Annotated in this window: 18 protein-coding genes and 1 pseudogene; 8 read left to right on the forward strand and 11 right to left on the reverse strand. The window is 66.0% G+C overall.

Going from position 1 to position 16,434, the window contains the following annotated elements; genetic code table 11:
• The first annotated feature begins 13 nt into the window (after window positions 1–13).
• The gene (locus C380_RS15285) at window positions 14–490 is read left to right on the forward strand and encodes a group III truncated hemoglobin (RefSeq protein ID WP_015014755.1); all 477 of its coding nucleotides are present in this window, start codon (window positions 14–16) and stop codon (window positions 488–490) included.
• Window positions 491–534: 44 nt separating this feature from the next.
• Here C380_RS15285 and C380_RS25325 read toward each other — a convergent pair whose 3' ends face one another.
• The 4 genes from C380_RS25325 to C380_RS15305 all read right to left on the reverse strand — a co-directional run bounded on the left by C380_RS25325 (window position 535) and on the right by C380_RS15305 (window position 1,859).
• Entirely contained in the window at window positions 535–708 is a 174-nt protein-coding gene (locus tag C380_RS25325; protein WP_015014756.1) for a LiaI-LiaF-like domain-containing protein, read from the reverse strand.
• Between the two features lie 95 nt (window positions 709–803).
• Window positions 804–1,016 (reverse strand): DUF3820 family protein, encoded by a 213-nt coding sequence (locus C380_RS15295; protein WP_015014757.1) that lies wholly within the window; start codon window positions 1,014–1,016, stop codon window positions 804–806.
• Between the two features lie 13 nt (window positions 1,017–1,029).
• Complete coding sequence (locus C380_RS15300) at window positions 1,030–1,392, reverse strand: translation initiation factor Sui1 (protein ID WP_015014758.1); 363 nt, start codon at window positions 1,390–1,392, stop codon at window positions 1,030–1,032.
• A complete protein-coding gene (locus tag C380_RS15305) occupies window positions 1,389–1,859 on the reverse strand; it encodes a DUF2721 domain-containing protein (RefSeq protein WP_015014759.1) in 471 nt (156 codons plus the stop codon). The genes C380_RS15300 and C380_RS15305 overlap by 4 nt, the downstream gene beginning before the upstream one ends.
• A gap of 227 nt (window positions 1,860–2,086) precedes the next feature.
• Here C380_RS15305 and C380_RS15310 point away from each other — a divergent pair, with 227 nt between their 5' ends.
• On the forward strand, window positions 2,087–3,367 hold the full coding sequence (locus tag C380_RS15310; RefSeq protein ID WP_043565500.1) for a DEAD/DEAH box helicase: 1,281 nt from the start codon (window positions 2,087–2,089) through the stop codon (window positions 3,365–3,367).
• 60 nt (window positions 3,368–3,427) lie between these two features.
• Here the strand turns inward: C380_RS15310 and C380_RS15315 are convergent, their stop codons facing one another.
• A complete protein-coding gene (locus C380_RS15315; RefSeq protein WP_015014761.1) occupies window positions 3,428–3,775 on the reverse strand; it encodes a DUF6172 family protein in 348 nt (115 codons plus the stop codon).
• 90 nt (window positions 3,776–3,865) lie between these two features.
• Between C380_RS15315 and C380_RS15320 the strand changes: the two genes are divergently transcribed.
• Window positions 3,866–5,128, forward strand: a complete 1,263-nt coding sequence (locus tag C380_RS15320; RefSeq protein WP_015014762.1) for a sensor domain-containing diguanylate cyclase — start codon at window positions 3,866–3,868, stop codon at window positions 5,126–5,128.
• A gap of 60 nt (window positions 5,129–5,188) precedes the next feature.
• Here the strand turns inward: C380_RS15320 and C380_RS15325 are convergent, their stop codons facing one another.
• Both C380_RS15325 and C380_RS15330 read right to left on the reverse strand, forming a co-directional pair.
• Window positions 5,189–5,392: a hypothetical protein gene (locus C380_RS15325; protein ID WP_043566660.1), complete on the reverse strand. Its 204-nt coding sequence runs from the start codon at window positions 5,390–5,392 to the stop codon at window positions 5,189–5,191.
• An 85-nt stretch (window positions 5,393–5,477) separates the two neighbouring features.
• Entirely contained in the window at window positions 5,478–7,127 is a 1,650-nt protein-coding gene (locus C380_RS15330) for a methyl-accepting chemotaxis protein (RefSeq protein ID WP_148279978.1), read from the reverse strand.
• 326 nt (window positions 7,128–7,453) lie between these two features.
• On the opposite strand from C380_RS15330, the gene pstS reads away from it, so the two are divergent.
• The 3 genes from pstS to C380_RS15345 all read left to right on the forward strand — a co-directional run bounded on the left by pstS (window position 7,454) and on the right by C380_RS15345 (window position 10,845).
• A complete protein-coding gene (gene pstS / locus C380_RS15335; RefSeq protein WP_051022546.1) occupies window positions 7,454–8,524 on the forward strand; it encodes a phosphate ABC transporter substrate-binding protein PstS in 1,071 nt (356 codons plus the stop codon).
• 102 nt (window positions 8,525–8,626) lie between these two features.
• A complete protein-coding gene (locus C380_RS15340; protein ID WP_015014766.1) occupies window positions 8,627–10,156 on the forward strand; it encodes a CYTH and CHAD domain-containing protein in 1,530 nt (509 codons plus the stop codon).
• 20 nt (window positions 10,157–10,176) lie between these two features.
• The gene (locus C380_RS15345; protein ID WP_015014767.1) at window positions 10,177–10,845 is read left to right on the forward strand and encodes a 3'-5' exonuclease; all 669 of its coding nucleotides are present in this window, start codon (window positions 10,177–10,179) and stop codon (window positions 10,843–10,845) included.
• Between the two features lie 169 nt (window positions 10,846–11,014).
• Here the strand turns inward: C380_RS15345 and C380_RS15350 are convergent, their stop codons facing one another.
• The gene (locus C380_RS15350; protein ID WP_015014768.1) at window positions 11,015–13,069 is read right to left on the reverse strand and encodes an NADPH-dependent 2,4-dienoyl-CoA reductase; all 2,055 of its coding nucleotides are present in this window, start codon (window positions 13,067–13,069) and stop codon (window positions 11,015–11,017) included.
• 127 nt (window positions 13,070–13,196) lie between these two features.
• On the opposite strand from C380_RS15350, the gene C380_RS15355 reads away from it, so the two are divergent.
• Window positions 13,197–13,829 carry a TetR/AcrR family transcriptional regulator gene (locus tag C380_RS15355; protein ID WP_015014769.1) on the forward strand — a complete coding sequence of 211 codons (633 nt, stop codon included), beginning with the start codon at window positions 13,197–13,199 and terminating at the stop codon, window positions 13,827–13,829.
• A gap of 24 nt (window positions 13,830–13,853) precedes the next feature.
• On the opposite strand, the gene C380_RS15360 is transcribed toward C380_RS15355, so the two are convergent.
• Window positions 13,854–14,081 carry a SlyX family protein gene (locus C380_RS15360; protein WP_015014770.1) on the reverse strand — a complete coding sequence of 76 codons (228 nt, stop codon included), beginning with the start codon at window positions 14,079–14,081 and terminating at the stop codon, window positions 13,854–13,856.
• Between the two features lie 7 nt (window positions 14,082–14,088).
• On the reverse strand, window positions 14,089–15,279 hold the full coding sequence (locus tag C380_RS15365) for a PLP-dependent aminotransferase family protein (RefSeq protein WP_015014771.1): 1,191 nt from the start codon (window positions 15,277–15,279) through the stop codon (window positions 14,089–14,091).
• Window positions 15,280–15,404: 125 nt separating this feature from the next.
• Between C380_RS15365 and C380_RS15370 the strand changes: the two genes are divergently transcribed.
• Window positions 15,405–15,884 carry a GyrI-like domain-containing protein gene (locus C380_RS15370; RefSeq protein ID WP_015014772.1) on the forward strand — a complete coding sequence of 160 codons (480 nt, stop codon included), beginning with the start codon at window positions 15,405–15,407 and terminating at the stop codon, window positions 15,882–15,884.
• A gap of 51 nt (window positions 15,885–15,935) precedes the next feature.
• Here C380_RS15370 and C380_RS15375 read toward each other — a convergent pair.
• Window positions 15,936–16,433, reverse strand: a pseudogene (locus C380_RS15375) (Bug family tripartite tricarboxylate transporter substrate binding protein); the annotation flags it as partial.
• Window position 16,434: the final 1 nt, after the last annotated feature.

The following is a 16,434-nucleotide window of genomic DNA, read 5'->3' on the forward strand; positions in this document are numbered from 1 at the left end:
GCACACTGCCGCCATGACCGAAGAAGCCCACCCTCCACAGACCGCCGGCAAGCTCGCCCCCAGCGCGGAGAGCATCACGCAACTGGTGCACGGCTTTTACGGGGATGTGCGGCGCGACCCACTGCTGGGCCCGGTGTTTGAAAAGGCCCTGCACGGCCAGTGGGACGCCCACCTGCAGCGCCTGGTGGACTTCTGGAGCACCGTCGCGTTGGGCGCCCGCAGCTTCAAAGGCGATGTCTTCGGCAAACACATGGCGCTGGAGGGCGTCACGCCCGCCCACTTTGCGGCCTGGGTGGCGCTGTGGCAACAGCACACCAATCGCTTGTTTGCGCCGGAGGTGGCGCACGACCTGCAGGTGGCGGCCCATGGCATTGCACGCAACCTGTTCCGGGGCTACTTTGGCAACGACCCTGGTTTTGTGCAGCCCCGCGAGGAGCATGGCGGGCACGGCGCCCAACCCCGCGGCAGCGAAGGGGCCCAGCAGGGCTGAGGACTGGCACATCGCGCGCCAGCAGGGTCCGCGCCCTCCCCGGATTATTTGCTCTTGTTGCCCGGCGTGAAGAACAGCGCTACGCCCACCGCGATCAGCGCCACCGGCCACCACACGCGCAGCAGCTCGCGCAGGCTGATGCTGATCAGTCCCAGGTTGGTCAGCAGAAAAAACACGCCCAGTACGACCAGAACGATCGCAGCGATATTGCCCTTCATGTGCATTCCCTCGGTGTGGTTGTTGGTCTGACGACGTTCATTATGGTCGCCAGCAACCAAAGGAACGCCCCAGTTTTTGCAATGGTGCAGGCCTCTCAGCGCCCGCGCAAGGGCCGCAGCAGGTCCGACAGCCCGTTGTGATCAATCTCGTGCATCAGCGCCAGCAACTGGCCCAGCTCGCCCTTGGGAAACCCTTCGCGCGCAAACCAGTTGAGGTAATTGCCCGGCAGGTCGGCCAGCAGCGTGCCTTTGTGCTTGCCGTACGGCATCTCGGTGGTGACCAGGCGCTGCAGTTTCTCTGCGTCCATTGCCCTGCCCCGCTCAGCCGCCCGCGCGCTTGACCTTGTGGCCCAGCTTCTGCAGCGCGGCCATCACACGCTCCACATGGTCGCCCTGCACCTCGATCACGCCGTCCTTCACCGTGCCGCCGCTGCCACACGCGGTCTTGAGCTGTTTGCCCAGCTGCTCCAGCGCGGCCTCGTCCACCAGCACGCCCTTGACCAAGGTGACCGCCTTGCCGCCGCGCCCTTTGGTCTCGCGCGATACGCGTACGATGCCGTCGCCCGTGGGCAGCGGTTTGTTCTGCTTGCACACGCACTGCGCCACCGGCTGCCGGCAGGCGGGGCACATGCGGCCCGACTCGGTGGAATACACCAGGCCACCCAGGTCGGCAAAAGACTTCATGGCTTCTTCCCCTCCACTTCTTGCTGCAGCATGTGAAAGTCGAGCAGGCGCGTGGCCAGCAGCGTCTCGGTCAGAAAACACACCAGCGCCAGCAAAAAGCAGGCAACGCCCGCCAGAAACCCGCCCACCGCGAGGCGGCTGGACTGGAAGTCCGTGGTTTCGCCCAGGAACAGCAGGATGATGGTCGTGCCGATCAGGAAGGCACAGAACGTCAGCAGCGCAATGCAGCCGTTGGCCAGCCGTCCGCGCAAGCGCAAGTCGCCCAGTTCTTTGTAGGCACGGGCCAGGAATTCGGGTTCGGTGTTGACGCGCGCGCGGTCTTCCACCACACGCGCCCGGTCGATGATGCGGGCCAGTCGGCCGGCCACCGCACCGATCATGCCGGACACCGCAGTGAGCAAAAACACGGGCGCCACCGCCAGCTGGATGCCGTGGGTGATGGCGGAGGTATCTAGGGGCAAAGCCATGGGGTTCGGGTCCGGGAAAACTGTCAACGAAAAACGAAGCGGCCCGATTATCGGTTGCCCAACGCAGAGAACGGGCAATCGCATTCCCTGCAATCCGGCAGGTGCTAACCACGCATTGCAGGCCTGTAGGAAGAGCGCATCGGGCAACTGCGGCGACAATGCGGGCCATTACTGCTTTGTCTGCGCTGCCTCGCGTGTCTCCCTCAACGCGTCCCCTGCGCCTTTCCATGCCTTTTGCTTCCCTCGGTCTCTCCCCCGCCCTTCTCCACGCTGCCACCCAGGCGAGCTTTGTGGCGCCCACGCCCATTCAGGCGGGCGCCATTCCGGCCATCCTGCAAGGGGTAGACCTGCTGGGGGCGGCGCAGACGGGGTCGGGCAAAACGGCGGCCTTCGCACTGCCCTTGCTGCAGCAGCTGCAGCTCAGCGCTACCGGCGGGCCGCGCCGGGTGCGTGCCCTGGTGCTGGTACCGACGCGTGAACTGGCCGCGCAGGTGGGCGAAGTGCTGCGTAGCCTGGCGCAGCACCTGCAGCAACCGCTCAAGATCGCCATCGTGTTTGGCGGCGTATCCATCAACCCGCAGATGCTGGGCTTGCGCGGCGGTGCCGACATTGTGGTGGCCACGCCGGGGCGCCTGCTGGACCTGGTGGACCACAACGCGTTGCGCCTGTCGGCCGTGGCGCACTTGGTGCTGGACGAAGCCGACCGGCTGCTGGACCTGGGCTTTGCCGAGGAACTGCAGCGCGTGCTGGCGCTGTTGCCTGCCCGGCGGCAGAACCTGTTCTTCTCGGCCACCTTTCCCGCTGCAGTGCAGGCGCTGGCCGATGGCCTTCTTCAGAACCCCGTGCGGGTAGAGGTGCCTCACACCCTGGGCAACGAGCCTGCCATCGAACAACGCGCCATTGCGGTGGATGGGAGCCGCCGCACCCAGCTGCTGCGCCATCTGGTCAAGGAGCACAACTGGTCGCGCGTGCTGGTGTTTGTGGCCACGCAGTACGCTGCCGAGCATGTGGCGGAAAAACTGTACAAGGCGGGCATCTACGCCACGCCGTTCCACGGCGGGCTGAGCCAGGGCGCGCGCAACCAGGTGCTGCAGGAGTTCAAGGACGAGCGCTGGCAGGTGGTGGTCACCACCGACCTGGCCGCGCGCGGCATCGATATTGCACAGCTGCCCGCCGTGGTGAACTACGACCTGCCCCGTTCTGCAGTGGACTACGTCCACCGCATCGGCCGCACCGGCCGGGCGGGCGAAAGCGGCATGGCTGTGAGCTTTGTGACGGCCGATGCCGAGGCGCATTTCCGGCTGATCGAAAAGCGCCAGCACCTCACCATTCCGCGTGAGCAGATCACAGGCTTTGAGCCGACCGAAACGCCCCAGCTCGCACCCCCCGCAGATCCTCAAGGCACCGGTGGCATCAAGGGCAAGCGCCCCAGCAAAAAGGACAAGCTGCGCGCGGCCGCAGCAGCGCAAGCCGCTCAAACCCCAGCCGACCAGAAAAAAGGCCCCTGAAGGGGCCTGCAGTGTAGGGATACAGAGTGGGCACGGGTGGTACACACCCAGGGCCCGGGCTCACACGACGTCTTCTTCGTCCCCGCCCAAGTCATCGGCCCCGCCCTGCGGTGCCTGCCCTGAGAGCCGGGGTGTGCGCTTGGCGGGTTTGGCCAGAATTTCCACATAGAACTGGGCGCCACCCTCGGCCGCCACGCCGTTGATCAAGCCAGTCAAGGCCGACAGATGCGCCACAGCGGCGTCTTCTTTGGTGCGGCCAAACCGGCAGTCAAAGTCCCAGAAGTCGGCACCTTCCGGCAGGTCGCGGCGCCGTTCGCGCTTGATGTATTTGCGGATTTCGTGCTTGACGGCATCGAGAACGCGGTCGCGGTTCTTGCCTTCAACGTGGAGTTGGAAAGTTTTTCTCATGGGCGATAGTACCGCCTGCGACAGATGATCTTTGATGGCGCCTCTTCCCGGTGCCACAATGGTGCATTACTTTTGGTTACCCACCAGCCCATGAACCACGACCTGCGCCTGCTGCACCTGTTGCCAGCGGCCGTGCTTGTCACACAAGAGGGTGCCATCCGCTTTGCCAACGCCGCCAGCATGGAGCTGCTGGAGGCGCCCAGCATCGACAGCCTGATCGGGCGGCTGTCCGGCGACTTTGTGCATCCGTTGGATCAGGTGCGCTCCACCAACCGCATCCAGCAGGTGGCCGTGCCCGAGCATGCCGGACGGCCCAACAAGTCGTCCGAGTTCCGCATCCGCACCGAGCGGGGTAACCTGCGCATGGTGCTGATCAGCAGCGTGGCCATTGAATGGGACGGTGCGCCCGCCGTGCTCATGTGCGGCATGGACATGACGCACCAGAGCGAGATCGAGGCCCAGTTGCGCGAGAGCGAGCAGAACTTCCGGCGCCTGTTCGACAACATGCAGGACGTGTACTACCGCACCGACGCGCAGGGCATCGTGCAGCATGTAGGCCCTGGCGTGCGCCGCGTGCTCGGCTACGAACCGCATGAAATCGAAGGCCGCACCGCCGAGTCGTACTACCCCCATAGCAAGGACCGCGACGCGTTCAAGGCCGCGATCATGGAGCACGGCGAGGTGTCGGACTTTCCGGGCCAGATGGTGCGGCGCGATGGCACGGTGATCGACATCTCCATCAGCAGCCACGCGCTGTACGACTATGCCGGCAATTTTGCGGGGGTCGAGGGCATTTACCGCGACGTGACGCAGCGCAAGAACCTGGAGCGCGAACTGCAGCGCCTGGCCACCACCGACATGCTGACGGGCATTGCCAACCGCCGCGCGTTTCTGGAATGTGCTGAGTCGGCCTATGCCCATTCACGGAGCAACGGCGAGCCCCTGACCTTGCTGATGCTGGACCTGGACCACTTCAAGACCATCAACGACCGTTTTGGCCACCTGGAGGGCGACCGTGCGCTGATGGCGTTTGCGCAGGCCATCAAGGGCCAGTTGCGCGCCAGCGATGCCGTGGGCCGGCTGGGCGGCGAAGAGTTTGGCGTGCTGCTGCCGGTGACTACATTGGCTGAGGGCCTGGAGGTTGCCACGCGCATGCTGCACAGCATTCGCGCGCTGGAGCTGACGGACGATGCAGGCCACAGCTACCGCGTCACCACCAGCCTGGGTGTGAGCACCTTCCGCCAGAGCGACCGCAGCCTGCGTGACATGCTCGACCGCGCCGACCAGGCGCTGTACCTGGCCAAGCACCGGGGACGCAACCAGGTGGCTTCGCTCGAAACATTGGGCGAGTGAGCGCGTCTGTCGCCTTGAGCGGCGACGGATCAGGGCGGCGCCGAATCCCGAGGCCAGTATTCAAAGGCGCATGCGTTCCTGCTGCAGGTTCCACAGGCAGGCGGCAATGCGCAGCAGCATCTCCATCACCTGCTCCGAGCCGCTGCAGGACAACTCCAGATCATCAATGATCATCGCCAGCTGCGAAATGGCGTCTTCGGGCGCGGTCGCGCCACCGCTGCGCGCCACCTCGGCAATCGCGATCAATACATCGGTGCGGTTCATGGCGCAGGACTTGGCGTGGTGGGTGGCAATGTCTCTGTCACTGGCGGCATAGGCCACGCGATGCAGAGACCACGCCGCCGCCGGGCTAGCGGGCCGAGATGGCCAGTTGCGCGTGACTGCCAGCCCCGCGCTCCAGAGCCACAGCAGGGGGCAACCCTGCCGTTTCCAGCAAGGGTGCGCCTGCAGCAGGCAGGGGCATATCTGGCGTCAGGCGGAACTGGTGAATCACCTCCAGCAGGCGCCTTACCTGATTCTTCATGCCGGTCGAGGCGGACGAACTGTCATCCACCAGCGCAGCGTTCTGCTGCGTGGCCGCGTCCAGCTGGCGCACGGCCTCGCCGATCTGGGCAATGCCGCGGGCCTGCTCTTGCCCCGCCTCCTTGATGGCGGTGATGAGCGATACCACCTGGTTCACATGGTGCACAGTGTTGGCCACGCGTTCACCCGCCTGCCCCACCAGGGTAGACCCGCGCTCCACGCCCTGCACGCTGGCCGAGATCAGGCCGCGAATCTCCCGGGCCGCCATGCTGCTGCGCTGCGACAGGCCCCGCACCTCGCCCGCCACCACGGCAAAGCCCCGGCCCTGCTCACCAGCGCGCGCCGCCTCCACCGCTGCATTCAACGCCAGCAGGTTGGTCTGGAAAGCGATGTCGTCGATCACCTTGATGATGTCCGTGATCTTCTGCGACTGGGTCTTGATCTCCTGCATGGTGGCGATCACGTCGCGCATCACGCTACCGCCTTCGTTGGCCACGCTGCTGGCCTCCTGCGCCAGGGCGGTGGCACGTTGGGCGTTGTCGGTGTTGTGCTGCACCGTGATGGTCAGCTGCTCCATCGACGCGGCCGTCTCCTGCAGATTGGATGCCTGCACCTCGGTGCGGCGTGCCAGGTCTTCGGTGCCGCCCGCCATCACCACGGCCTCGTGGGCGACCGTTTCGGTGCTGGCGCGCACCTCGGTGATCACGCGCACCAGCTGGTGGTTCATCTCACGCAGGGCCCCCAGCAGCTCGGCGGTCTCGTCGTTGCCACGCACATCGATCTGCGCCGTCAGGTCGCCCCCCGCCACGGTGCGTGCCAGCACCACGGCCTGACGCAGCGGCCGCGAGATGGAACGGGTGATGACCCAGGCCATCGCAGCACCTGCCAGCAATGCGAGGGCGGTGGCGGCCAGCATCCACCAGTGGATGGTGTCGCTCATGGCGCGCGCCCCGGCAAACTCTGCCGCAGCCACGTTGATCTGCAGCGCCACCAGGCGCTCGATGGCGTCCTGCACCTTGAGCGCATTGGGGCGGATCTGGGTGATGTACAGCTCCGAGCCGTCGTCGTACTTGCCGGCCACCAGCGCGGCCGACGCCGGGATCAGGCCCTTGTCCAGATAGGTGGCGTTGGCATCGGCAAAGGCCTGCGCCAGGGCCTGCTCCTCGGCCCCCAGGGGCTTGGCGGCGTAGTCCTTCCACAGGGCCTGGATGCGCTCGACATTGGCGGTCAGGGCCGCGTGGCTGGCCTCCAGGTTGCTGGTTCCGGGGTCCATCAGCATGTCCATCACCAGCACGCGGTTGCGCTGCGTCAGGTGGCTGATCTCGGCCAGCACGCCCATGGGCACGGTGCGGTCGCCATACAGGGCAGCGCTGCGCTCGGTCAACCGCTTGGCCCCGCTGATGCCGCCCGCCGCCAGGGCCGATATCAGCAACAGCAGCACGGCAAAGGCCAGGGCCAGGCGGGTACCAATTTTCATTTTTTGAAGCATCTGAATCTTTCGTGAAGGTCCACCAGGGCGCCGCCGCCTTGTGGGAGCGAACGCGTGTTGCTGCAGGGGGTAAGCCAACCACCCGCCGTGCACCAAGCCCCCGATGGGATGCGAAAGATACTAATTGTTTCAAATGACAGATTAGTGACTCAGCAAGAAACCTTCGCCGTTCAGGCCAATGCTTCAAATCGCTGTCATTTTGCTAGGATCGGCACCGAAATCTATCCGTCTACTCAATGAACACGCGTGAATTTCACAGCACCTGAAATCGTGCATGGCATATCGTTATTCATAAAAACCATTACATAAAACACATGAAATATATTTACTTTCTTTTGTTGGCGACCGTGGCCCTTGTGCAGGCGGGCCTGGCCAGCGCACAGACCGTGACGGGCGCTGGTTCGTCGGCGGCGGCGCCCATCTACCGCAGCTGGGCCAAGGCCTATGCCAAGGCCACTGGCAGCGCGGTGGACTACGACCCGGTGGGTTCCAGCGCGGGCATGAAAAAAATCCAGCAACAGGCCGTCGGTTTTGGCGCGACGGACGTGTACCCCGCAGAGAAGGACTTGCTGGAGCACGGCCTGCTGGCGCTGCCCGTGGCCATCACCGGCATCAGCCCCATCGTCAACCTGCCCAAGGTATCCAACGCGCAGCTGCGCCTGACGGGCGAGGTACTCAGTCGCATCTTCATGGGCGAAATCACCCGCTGGAATGCGGCCGACATCACGGCGCTGAACCCCGATTTGCCCTTGCCTGACCTGCCGATCAAGGTGGTGGTGCGCGCCGATGGCTCGGGCACCACCTACAACTTTGCGGACTACCTGGGCAAGGTGAGCCCGCAATGGAAAAAAACCTACGGCGCCAAAACCAGCATTGCCTGGCCTGCAGGGATGCTGGCCTTCAAGGGCAGCGACGGAGTGGCCAAGGGCGTGCGCGACACGGTGGGCGCCATCGGGTATGTGGACCACGGCTACGTGGCCGAATACGGACTGACCACCGTGCAGATGAAAAATGCCGACGGCATATACGTCAAACCCTCCATCGACGCTTTCAAGGCAGCACTGGCCAACAGCGATTGGTCGGCCACCGGGGTTTTCAACAGCACCTTGACGCAGCGGCCCGGCAAATCGGTGTGGCCCATCACCATGGGCACGTTTGTGGTGTTCCCCAAGGTCACGCAGAACCCCGACCAGACGGCCCAGGCCTTGCGGTTCATTCTGTGGTCGTTCCTCAATGGCGACACCTTGGTGCAAGAAAATAACTTTGTGCGCCTGCCCGACCGGGTTCAGGCTTCGGCATTCAAAATTATTACCTCCATCCGAGATAATCAAGGAAAACCGTTGGGCATGAGCTTGATATCGTCTTTCAATCGCTCATCGCAATAAATCCGCTTTCGCGTGAATCATTGATTATTCACAGATAACCAGCGCACCATCTTGATCCGGCATCGCCCTGTGAAGGGGATACCACAGGATAATGCCGCCACCATGGAAATCGAATTCAAGTTCTGCATCCCGCCCGAGCGCCTGGCCGCTGTGCAAGCGGCATTGCGCCGGGGCCGGTGTACCGCCATCCGCATGGAGGCCCGCTACTTCGACACACCCGACCGCGCACTGGCGTCACGCGGCATTGCGTTTCGCCTGCGCCGCGAAGGCGACCAGTGGGTGCAGACCGTCAAGGCGCTGGGCGATGGCCCGCTGGACCGGCAGGAGCACAACGTCGCACGCGGCACCGCCACCGAAGGCAGCGCGCCCGAGCCCCAACCTCAATTGCACAGTGGCACCGTGGCGGGCGCGCGGCTGCAGCAGGCGCTGCAAGCCGCAGGCAGCCCCCTCGTCGAGACCTATGGCACCGAGATGGACCGGCTGACCCGCGACATCACCCGCCAGGGAACCGTGGTCGAGCTGGCGCTGGACACCGGCCGGGTGGTGGCCCACCGGGGCACAGCCCGGCAGGCCGAAGCCCCCATTTGCGAGCTGGAGCTGGAACTCAAGACCGGGCCCGTGACGGGCCTTGCAGCACTCGCCGCGCAGTGGGCCACGCGGCATGGGCTGTATCTGAGCACCGTGTCCAAGGCCGAGCGGGGCGAGCGCCTGCTGGCCGCACCCGATCGCAGTTCGCCCCGCAAGGCCCGGCCCCCGGCCCCCCTGTACCAGCAACTGCCCGCCGGGCTGGCCCTGCAGCGCGCCGTGGTGGCGCAGTGCCTGCAGCAGATCCTGGGCCCTGCCAGCGACCTGGCTGAAGGGTCCAACGATGAAAAGCAACTGCACCAGTTGCGCATCGGCATCCGCCGCCTTCGCACCGCCCTGCGCGAGCTGGCGCCCCTGGCCCCGGGCCACCTGGACCCCGCCCGGGAGCCGCCCCTGGTTCATGTGTTCCAGCAGCTCGGCCACCTGCGGGACCGCAGCCAGGTGATGCAGCGCATCGGTGCCGAACTGCGCGATGCCGGAGCGCCGCCCCTGTCCACCCACCCGAACGGCGCTACCGGGCTGGAGGCCCAGGCGGCACAGCACATCGTGCGCGATGCGGCCTTTCAGGAAGCGCTGGTGCATCTGATGGCCTTTACCACCCCAGGGCTGGATGCCACGGGCAATGCCCCAGAAGGCCTGGACGCCCGTGCCACGCGCCGCCTACTGCAGCAGCGCCTGCGCGCACTGCACGCCCAGGTGCAAAAAGGCGCACGGGGTTTTGCCACGCGCACGCCCCAGGCACAGCACCGGCTGCGCAAACGCCTCAAACGCCTGCGCTACCTCACAGAGTTCGTGGAGCCCGCGCTGGATGCGCACAGCACCCGGTTTCTGGACAGCCTGCAGCCTGCGCTGTCCGCCCTGGGCCGCCTCAACGACGAGCGTGTGGCGGCAGCGCTGTACCGCGAGCTTGCAGAGTCCGGCGACCTGAAGGCCTGGTTTGGCGCAGGCTGGCTGGCGGGGCGGCAGGCCCAGTCGGTGGCCGCCTGCGAGCAGGCCTTGGCGCAGATGGAGCAAGCGCCCCGCCTGCGCAAAACCGGCAAACGCTGAAGGGCCAACTGCACGGCACAATGGCCCGCATGACGGACTCTCCCCCTTCGCGGCGCCAGTCGCCCTCCACACCCCGCCACCCCTCTGCGCGCACCGCCCAGCGCCCCACACCCGACAAAGACCAGATCGCGCTGCTGGAGCCTTTTGAACGCCTGGGCCTGGACCGCATCGCCCTCGTCTCCACGCCTGCCCAGGCCGACCAGGCTTGCGATGCGCTGGCCGGTGCGAGCGCCTGGGGTTTTGACACCGAATCCAAACCCACCTTTGTGCAGGGCGAGGCGTCGGACGGCCCGCACATCGTGCAACTGGCCACGCTGGAGCGGGCCTGGGTATTCCAGCTGCACGAACCCGGCTGCCGCGCGCGCGTGGCCGAGCTGCTGGCCTTGCGCGGTGTGACCAAGGCTGGCTTTGGGCTGGGCGACGACACGAAGCGCATCCAGCACAAGCTGGGCGTGCAACCAGCCGATGTGCTGGAGCTGAACACCGTGTTCCGCCAACGCGGCTACCGCAAGGACATGGGCGTGAAAGGGGCTGTGGCGGTGCTGTTCAACCGGCGCTTCATCAAGTCCAAAAAAGCCGCCACCTCCAACTGGGCCAACGCCCGGCTGAGCGAGGCCCAGCTGGTCTACGCGGCCAACGACGCGTGGGCAGCGCTGCGGGTGTTCAACGCCTTGAATCTGTCCGCCTGAGGGATAAGGAGGGCACAACCGCCGTGACCCATCACGGCAGTCGCCATCCTATAATCACTATCAAAAATATAGCTGCTCAGGCATATTCCACTAGCGCCACCAGCCAAAAAGACCTCAACAACACGCCTGACAGGCCCTGTGAGCCCCTGCAGGCGATGTACGCACCGACCTACAGCCGGGCCGCCAGCCGCGCCGCCTGATCGATGGCGCGTTTGGCGTCCAGCTCACCCGCCTCCAGCGCACCGCCGATGAGGTGGGGCTTGCGGCCCTGGGCCTCCAGGTCCTGTGCCAGGCTGCGCAAGGGCACCTGGCCCGCGCACAGCACCACGGTGTCGCAGGGAATCCAGGTCGGGTCTTCGCGCTTCTCGCCATACGACACCAGCAGCCCTTCGTCGGCAATGCGCTCGTAGTTCACGCCACCCACCATCTCCACCGCTTTCATCTTCAGCACGGTGCGGTGGATCCAGCCTGTGGTCTTGCCGAGGCCGCCGCCCAGCTTGCCCTTCTTGCGCTGCAACAGCGTCACCTGCCGTGCAGGGGCCGTCACGCGCGGGCCGCTGGTGGCCAGGCCACCGCGCGCCTCGGCCGGGTCGGTGATGCCCCATTCGGCCTTCCACGCGGCCAAATCGAGCGTGGTGGAGGGGTGCTCGCCGTGCGTGAGGAACTCGGCCACATCAAAGCCAATGCCGCCCGCACCGATGATGGCCACGCGCTCGCCCACCGGCTTGCCATGGCGCAGCACGTCGATGTAGCTCAGCACCTTGGGGTGGTCCTGGCCGGGGATCTTCGGGTCGCGCGGCTCCACGCCAGTCGCGACGATGACCTCGTCAAAGCCCACAAGGTCGGCGGCCTCCACACGCTGATTCAAGTGCAGCTGCACCCCTGTGTCCTCCACGCGCGTACCCAGGTAACGCAGCATTTCATGGAACTCCTCCTTGCCCGGAATCACCTTGGCCATGTTGAGCTGGCCGCCGATGGCGGGTGCAGCGTCAAACAGGTGCACCTCGTGCCCACGCTCGGCCGCCACCGTGGCGGCAGTGAGGCCTGCGGGTCCGGCGCCGACCACGGCCACGCGCTTGCGCGACGACACCGGGCGGTACACCAGCTCGGTCTCGTGGCAGGCGCGTGGGTTGACCAAGCAGCTGCTGGTCTTGTTCTGGAACACATGGTCCAGGCAGGCCTGGTTGCAGGCGATGCAGGTGTTGATGCGGTCAGCCCGGCCCTGCGCAGCCTTCTTCACAAACGCGGCATCGGCCAGCAGCGGCCGCGCCATGGACACCATGTCGGCGCAGCCATCGGCCAGCACCTGCTCGGCCACCTCGGGCGTGTTGATGCGGTTGGACGTGACCAGCGGCGTGGTGATGCCCGCAGCCGCGAACTCGGCCTTCATCTTCTGCGTGACCCACGCAAACGCTGCGCGCGGCACGCTGGTGGCAATGGTAGGCACCCGCGCCTCGTGCCAGCCGATGCCGGTGTTGACGATGTTGGCGCCGCCCGTGGCCACGGCCTTGCCCAGGGTGACGATCTCGTCCCACGCGCTGCCGCCAGGCACCAGGTCGATCATCGACAGGCGGTAGATGATGATGAAGTCCTTGCCAACGGCCTCGCGCATGCGGCCGATGATCTCCACCGGCAGGCGCATGCGGTGGCTGTAGTCGCCGCCCCATTCATCGCGCCGCAGGTTGGTGGCCTGCGACAGGAACTGGTTGATGAAATAGCCCTCGGAGCCCATCACCTCCACGCCGTCGTAGCCAGCCTCGCGCGCCTTGACTGCGCAATTGACGAACGCGCGTATCTGGCGATCCACCCCGCGTGCCGACAACGCAAACGGCGTGAACGGCGAAATCGGCGACTGCAGCCGCGATGGCGCCACGGCCAGCGGGTGGTAGGCGTAACGGCCCGTGTGCAGGATCTGCAGCGCGATCTTGCCGCCCGCTGCATGCACGGCCTCGGTCACCACGCGGTGGCGCTTGGCCGCGCCAGACGTTGCCAGCGTGCCTGCAAACGGCTTGGCCCAGCCCGCAATGTTGGGTGCAAAGCCCCCCGTAACGATCAGGCCCACATCCCCCTCGGCCCGCTCGCGGAAGTACGCCGCCATGCGCGAGAGGTCGCGCCCGTCCTCCAGCCCCGTGTGCATTGAGCCCATCAGCACGCGGTTCTTGAGGGTGGTGAACCCCAAGTCGAGGGGGGCGAGCAGGTGCGGGTACAAGGCGGCGCCGGGCATGGAGGCAGCGGCTGCAGGGGCGGCAGGAGCGGCAGGAGCGGCAGGAGCGGCCATTGGAGGAGAGGAATGCATGGGAGGATCGTGGACTAGAATGTTTTTCTAGAACTTTATTCTAGAATCCCATTCCATGGCAAGCCGCAATTCCCCACCCCTCACTTCATCCCCGGCCGAAGCACCCACCGACCGCCGCCAGGACATCCTGAACGCTGCCTTGGCCTGCGCGGCCGAAGGCGGCGTGGACGCAGTCACCATCGACGGCGTGCGCGCGCGCTGCGGGGCCAGCGTGGGCAGCATCTACCACCACTTTGGCAACCGCGACGGCATCGTGGCGGCGCTGTTCTTCGAGATCTATCACGACCAGTCGCGCAGCGTGCAGGCGCAGCTGGATGCCGCCCAGGGCGTGGAGGCGGGCGTACAGGCCCTGGTCACGGGCTATCTGGACTGGGTGGTGGCACAGCCTGAGCGGGCGCGTTTTCTGTTCCAGGCGCGGGGCGCCGTGGCCGCCGGCCCGCGCACGCCAGACCTGGCCGAGGCCGCGCGGCGCCGTAACCAGGCACTGGTGGCCTGGTTTGAGCCGCACCGCCGATCCGGCGCGCTGCGCGACCTGCCGTGCGAGCTGATGCCATCGCTGGTGATGGGGCCGGTGCAGAGCTATTGCAGGGCCTGGCTGTCGGGCAATGCGGCCCAGGGCGGCCTGCCCTCGCCGACTACCTACCGCACCGAGCTGGCCGAGGCTGCCTGGCGGTCCGTCAGGGCGTAGATCGAGCGATCGGATCAGCTCCGATCAGTAATGCGGCGGCAGCTCGTCGCGCAGGTTGCGCGGGCCGTTCGAGCCGCCTTCGGGCGCCTGCTGGCGCAGCTGGATGACCTCGTGCGTCAACCGGTCGATCAGTTGCTGCTGCTGGTAGATGGTCATGTTCAGCTGGTCCAGCAGGTCTTCGGTAAAGCTGGCCTTGATCTCCAGGCTTTCGAGGCGCTGGAGAACGTTGGCGAGATCGTTGGCGTCGGACATGGAGGCGTCAGATCGCCTGGCCCAGGCGCGCGACGCCTTCGCGGATCTTGTCCACATCGGCCGTGGCAAACGACAGGCGGAAGGTGGCGTGGTCGGGGTTGGCGCAGAAGAACGGCGTGCCGGGTACAAAGGCCACGCCCTTCTCAATGGCACGCTTGGCCAGTACGTTGCCGTCGGCCACCTTGCCACCCGCGCCGGTGAGGCGCGCCCACACGAACAGGCCGCCCTGGGGCTGCACAAATTCAATGGCGTCGCCCAATTCCTTGCGCAGCGCATCGCCCATGGCCTGGGCACGCTCGGCATACACCTTGCGCACATGGGCCAGCGTGCCGGGCATGCGGCCGGCCTTGAGGTACTGCGCGGCCGTGGCCTGGGCAAAGGTGCTGGTGTGTGCGTCGCTGAACTGCTTGCACATGGTGGCTTTGCCCAACAGTTCAGCCGGGGCAATCATCCAGCCCACGCGCAGACCAGGCGACAGCACCTTGCTCAAGCTGCCGCAGTGCACCAGCAGCTCACGGCTGCCGGGCACGCTGGCCGACAGGTTGAGCAGGCTGGGAGGAGGCGCATCGCCAAAGTACAGGTCGCCGTAGGGGTCGTCCTCGACGATCAGGGTGTTGTGCTTCACCGCCATCTCGAGCACGGCCTTGCGGCGCTCCAGGCTCAGCATGGCGCCGCTGGGGTTGCCGAAGGTGGGGATCAGGTAGACGAACTTGGGCTTGTGCTTGGCGATGAGCTTTTCCAGCTCGTCGGTCTTCACGCCGTTGCCGTCGATGGGCGCGCTGATGAGTTCGGCGCCGTACAGGCGAAAGCACTGGATGGTGGCCAGGAACGTGGGGCCTTCCACGATCACCTTGTCGCCGGGGCTGATGAGCGTCTTGCCCAGCAGGTCCAGCGCCTGCTGGCTGCCGGTGGTGACGATGAGGTGGTCGGCCGCGACATCCTTGGCGCCCTTGCTGGTCATGAAGGAGGCCAATTGCTCGCGCAGCGGGTTGTAGCCTTCTGTGGCGCCGTACTGCAGTGCTGCGCCGGGTTCTTCGGCCAGGGCAGCATTGCTGGCGGCGCGAATGCCTTCCACGTCGAACATCGCGCTGTCGGGGAAGCCGCCTGCAAAGCTGATGATGCCGGGCTTGCCCAGCAGCTTGAAAAGCTCGCGGATGGCGGAGGTTTCTACGTTGTTCAGGCGGTCGGCAAATTGCATGGCGTGGACAGAAGTGGTTGGCAACAAACCGTGCATTGTCGCCAATTGCGGCGCAGGATTCATGCGGTGTCCGCCCGAGAGGCTCTAAACTGGGTTTTCCCTCCACCGCCATAGCCCCGCCCGCCATGACCCTGACCATCCGCACCCTGCCCCGCATGCGCCTTGCCACCATGCGCCACACCGGCGCTTACGGCCACCCGGGCCTGACTGAGTTGTGGGAGCGCTTTGGCGCGTGGTGCGCCGCCAACCGATTGAATGATCCGCGCCCCAAGTTCTACGGCTTCAGCCACGACGACCCGGCCTGCACGCCGCCCGAGCGGTGCCGCTATGACGCAGCGGTGCAGATTGGCGTGGGCCTGCGCACCGGGCCCGATGTGCAGGTGATGGACTACGAAGGGGGCGACTACGCCTGCATGCACTTCGTGGGCACAGGGCCCGAGATCGCCGCCGCCTGGGCGCAGATGAGCGCGCCGGGCCAGATTCCCGAAGGCTGGGAATGGGAGCCCCGCGCCGCGCTGGAGATCTACGACGAGGACTTTGCGGTGAACCCGGCCACGGGGCGCTTTCCATGCTGGCTCTGTATTCCGGTCAAACGGACGCGCTGACTCCCAAAGGGTTGCGCTGACGGGCCGGGTAGCCCTTTTCAGCGCCAACCGTCAATCCACCCGGATATCCGCCCGCGCCGCCACCGCGCGCATCAGCGGCAGCTCGCGTTCAATGCGTGCGCGCAGCGCTTCGCCGTTGCCGCCCAAGGGCGTGAGGCCGATGTCCACCATCTTCTTCTTGAACTCCGCCGAGGCCAGGGTCTCGGCCAGGGCCTTTTCCAGCTTCTTCTACACGGGCGCGGGCAGGCCCGCCGGGCCTACAAAGGCAAACCACGATCCCATGTCAAAGCCGGGGTAGCCGCTCTCGGCCACGGTGGGCACATTGGGCAGCAGGGCCAGGCGCTGCGGACTGAGTGCGGCAATCGCCTTGATCTTGCCGGACTTGATGAGCGGCGTGGACGCCACCACGGTGTCCACCGCCAGTTGCACCTGCCCGCCCATCAGCGCCGTGAGGCTGGGCGAGCTGCCGTTGAAAGGCACGTGCATCATCGGAAAACCTGCGGTGGTCTTGAGCATCTCGGCGCCAAAGTGCACCGACGAGCCCGTGCCA

Origin of the sequence: Acidovorax sp. KKS102, from assembly GCF_000302535.1 — a bacterium.
Classification (GTDB): Bacteria; Pseudomonadota; Gammaproteobacteria; order Burkholderiales; family Burkholderiaceae_C; genus Acidovorax.

Bases quoted from the DNA above. Each gene is read 5' to 3' on its own strand.
- C380_RS15355 (WP_015014769.1), top strand. From the start codon at position 13,197: ATGGCAAGCCGCAATTCCCCACCCCTCACTTCATCCCCGGCCGAAGCA.
- C380_RS15360 (WP_015014770.1), bottom strand. From the start codon at position 14,081: ATGTCCGACGCCAACGATCTCGCCAACGTTCTCCAGCGCCTCGAAAGC.
- C380_RS15305 (WP_015014759.1), bottom strand. From the start codon at position 1,859: ATGGCTTTGCCCCTAGATACCTCCGCCATCACCCACGGCATCCAGCTG.
- C380_RS15365 (WP_015014771.1), bottom strand. From the start codon at position 15,279: ATGCAATTTGCCGACCGCCTGAACAACGTAGAAACCTCCGCCATCCGC.
- C380_RS15350 (WP_015014768.1), bottom strand. From the start codon at position 13,069: ATGCCCGGCGCCGCCTTGTACCCGCACCTGCTCGCCCCCCTCGACTTG.
- C380_RS15340 (WP_015014766.1), top strand. From the start codon at position 8,627: ATGGAAATCGAATTCAAGTTCTGCATCCCGCCCGAGCGCCTGGCCGCT.
- C380_RS15285 (WP_015014755.1), top strand. From the start codon at position 14: ATGACCGAAGAAGCCCACCCTCCACAGACCGCCGGCAAGCTCGCCCCC.
- C380_RS15315 (WP_015014761.1), bottom strand. From the start codon at position 3,775: ATGAGAAAAACTTTCCAACTCCACGTTGAAGGCAAGAACCGCGACCGC.
- C380_RS15370 (WP_015014772.1), top strand. From the start codon at position 15,405: ATGACCCTGACCATCCGCACCCTGCCCCGCATGCGCCTTGCCACCATG.
- C380_RS15310 (WP_043565500.1), top strand. From the start codon at position 2,087: ATGCCTTTTGCTTCCCTCGGTCTCTCCCCCGCCCTTCTCCACGCTGCC.
- C380_RS15320 (WP_015014762.1), top strand. From the start codon at position 3,866: ATGAACCACGACCTGCGCCTGCTGCACCTGTTGCCAGCGGCCGTGCTT.
- C380_RS15300 (WP_015014758.1), bottom strand. From the start codon at position 1,392: ATGAAGTCTTTTGCCGACCTGGGTGGCCTGGTGTATTCCACCGAGTCG.
- C380_RS15325 (WP_043566660.1), bottom strand. From the start codon at position 5,392: ATGAACCGCACCGATGTATTGATCGCGATTGCCGAGGTGGCGCGCAGC.
- C380_RS15330 (WP_148279978.1), bottom strand. From the start codon at position 7,127: ATGAAAATTGGTACCCGCCTGGCCCTGGCCTTTGCCGTGCTGCTGTTG.
- pstS (WP_051022546.1), top strand. From the start codon at position 7,454: ATGAAATATATTTACTTTCTTTTGTTGGCGACCGTGGCCCTTGTGCAG.
- C380_RS15345 (WP_015014767.1), top strand. From the start codon at position 10,177: ATGGCCCGCATGACGGACTCTCCCCCTTCGCGGCGCCAGTCGCCCTCC.
- C380_RS15295 (WP_015014757.1), bottom strand. From the start codon at position 1,016: ATGGACGCAGAGAAACTGCAGCGCCTGGTCACCACCGAGATGCCGTAC.
- C380_RS25325 (WP_015014756.1), bottom strand. From the start codon at position 708: ATGAAGGGCAATATCGCTGCGATCGTTCTGGTCGTACTGGGCGTGTTT.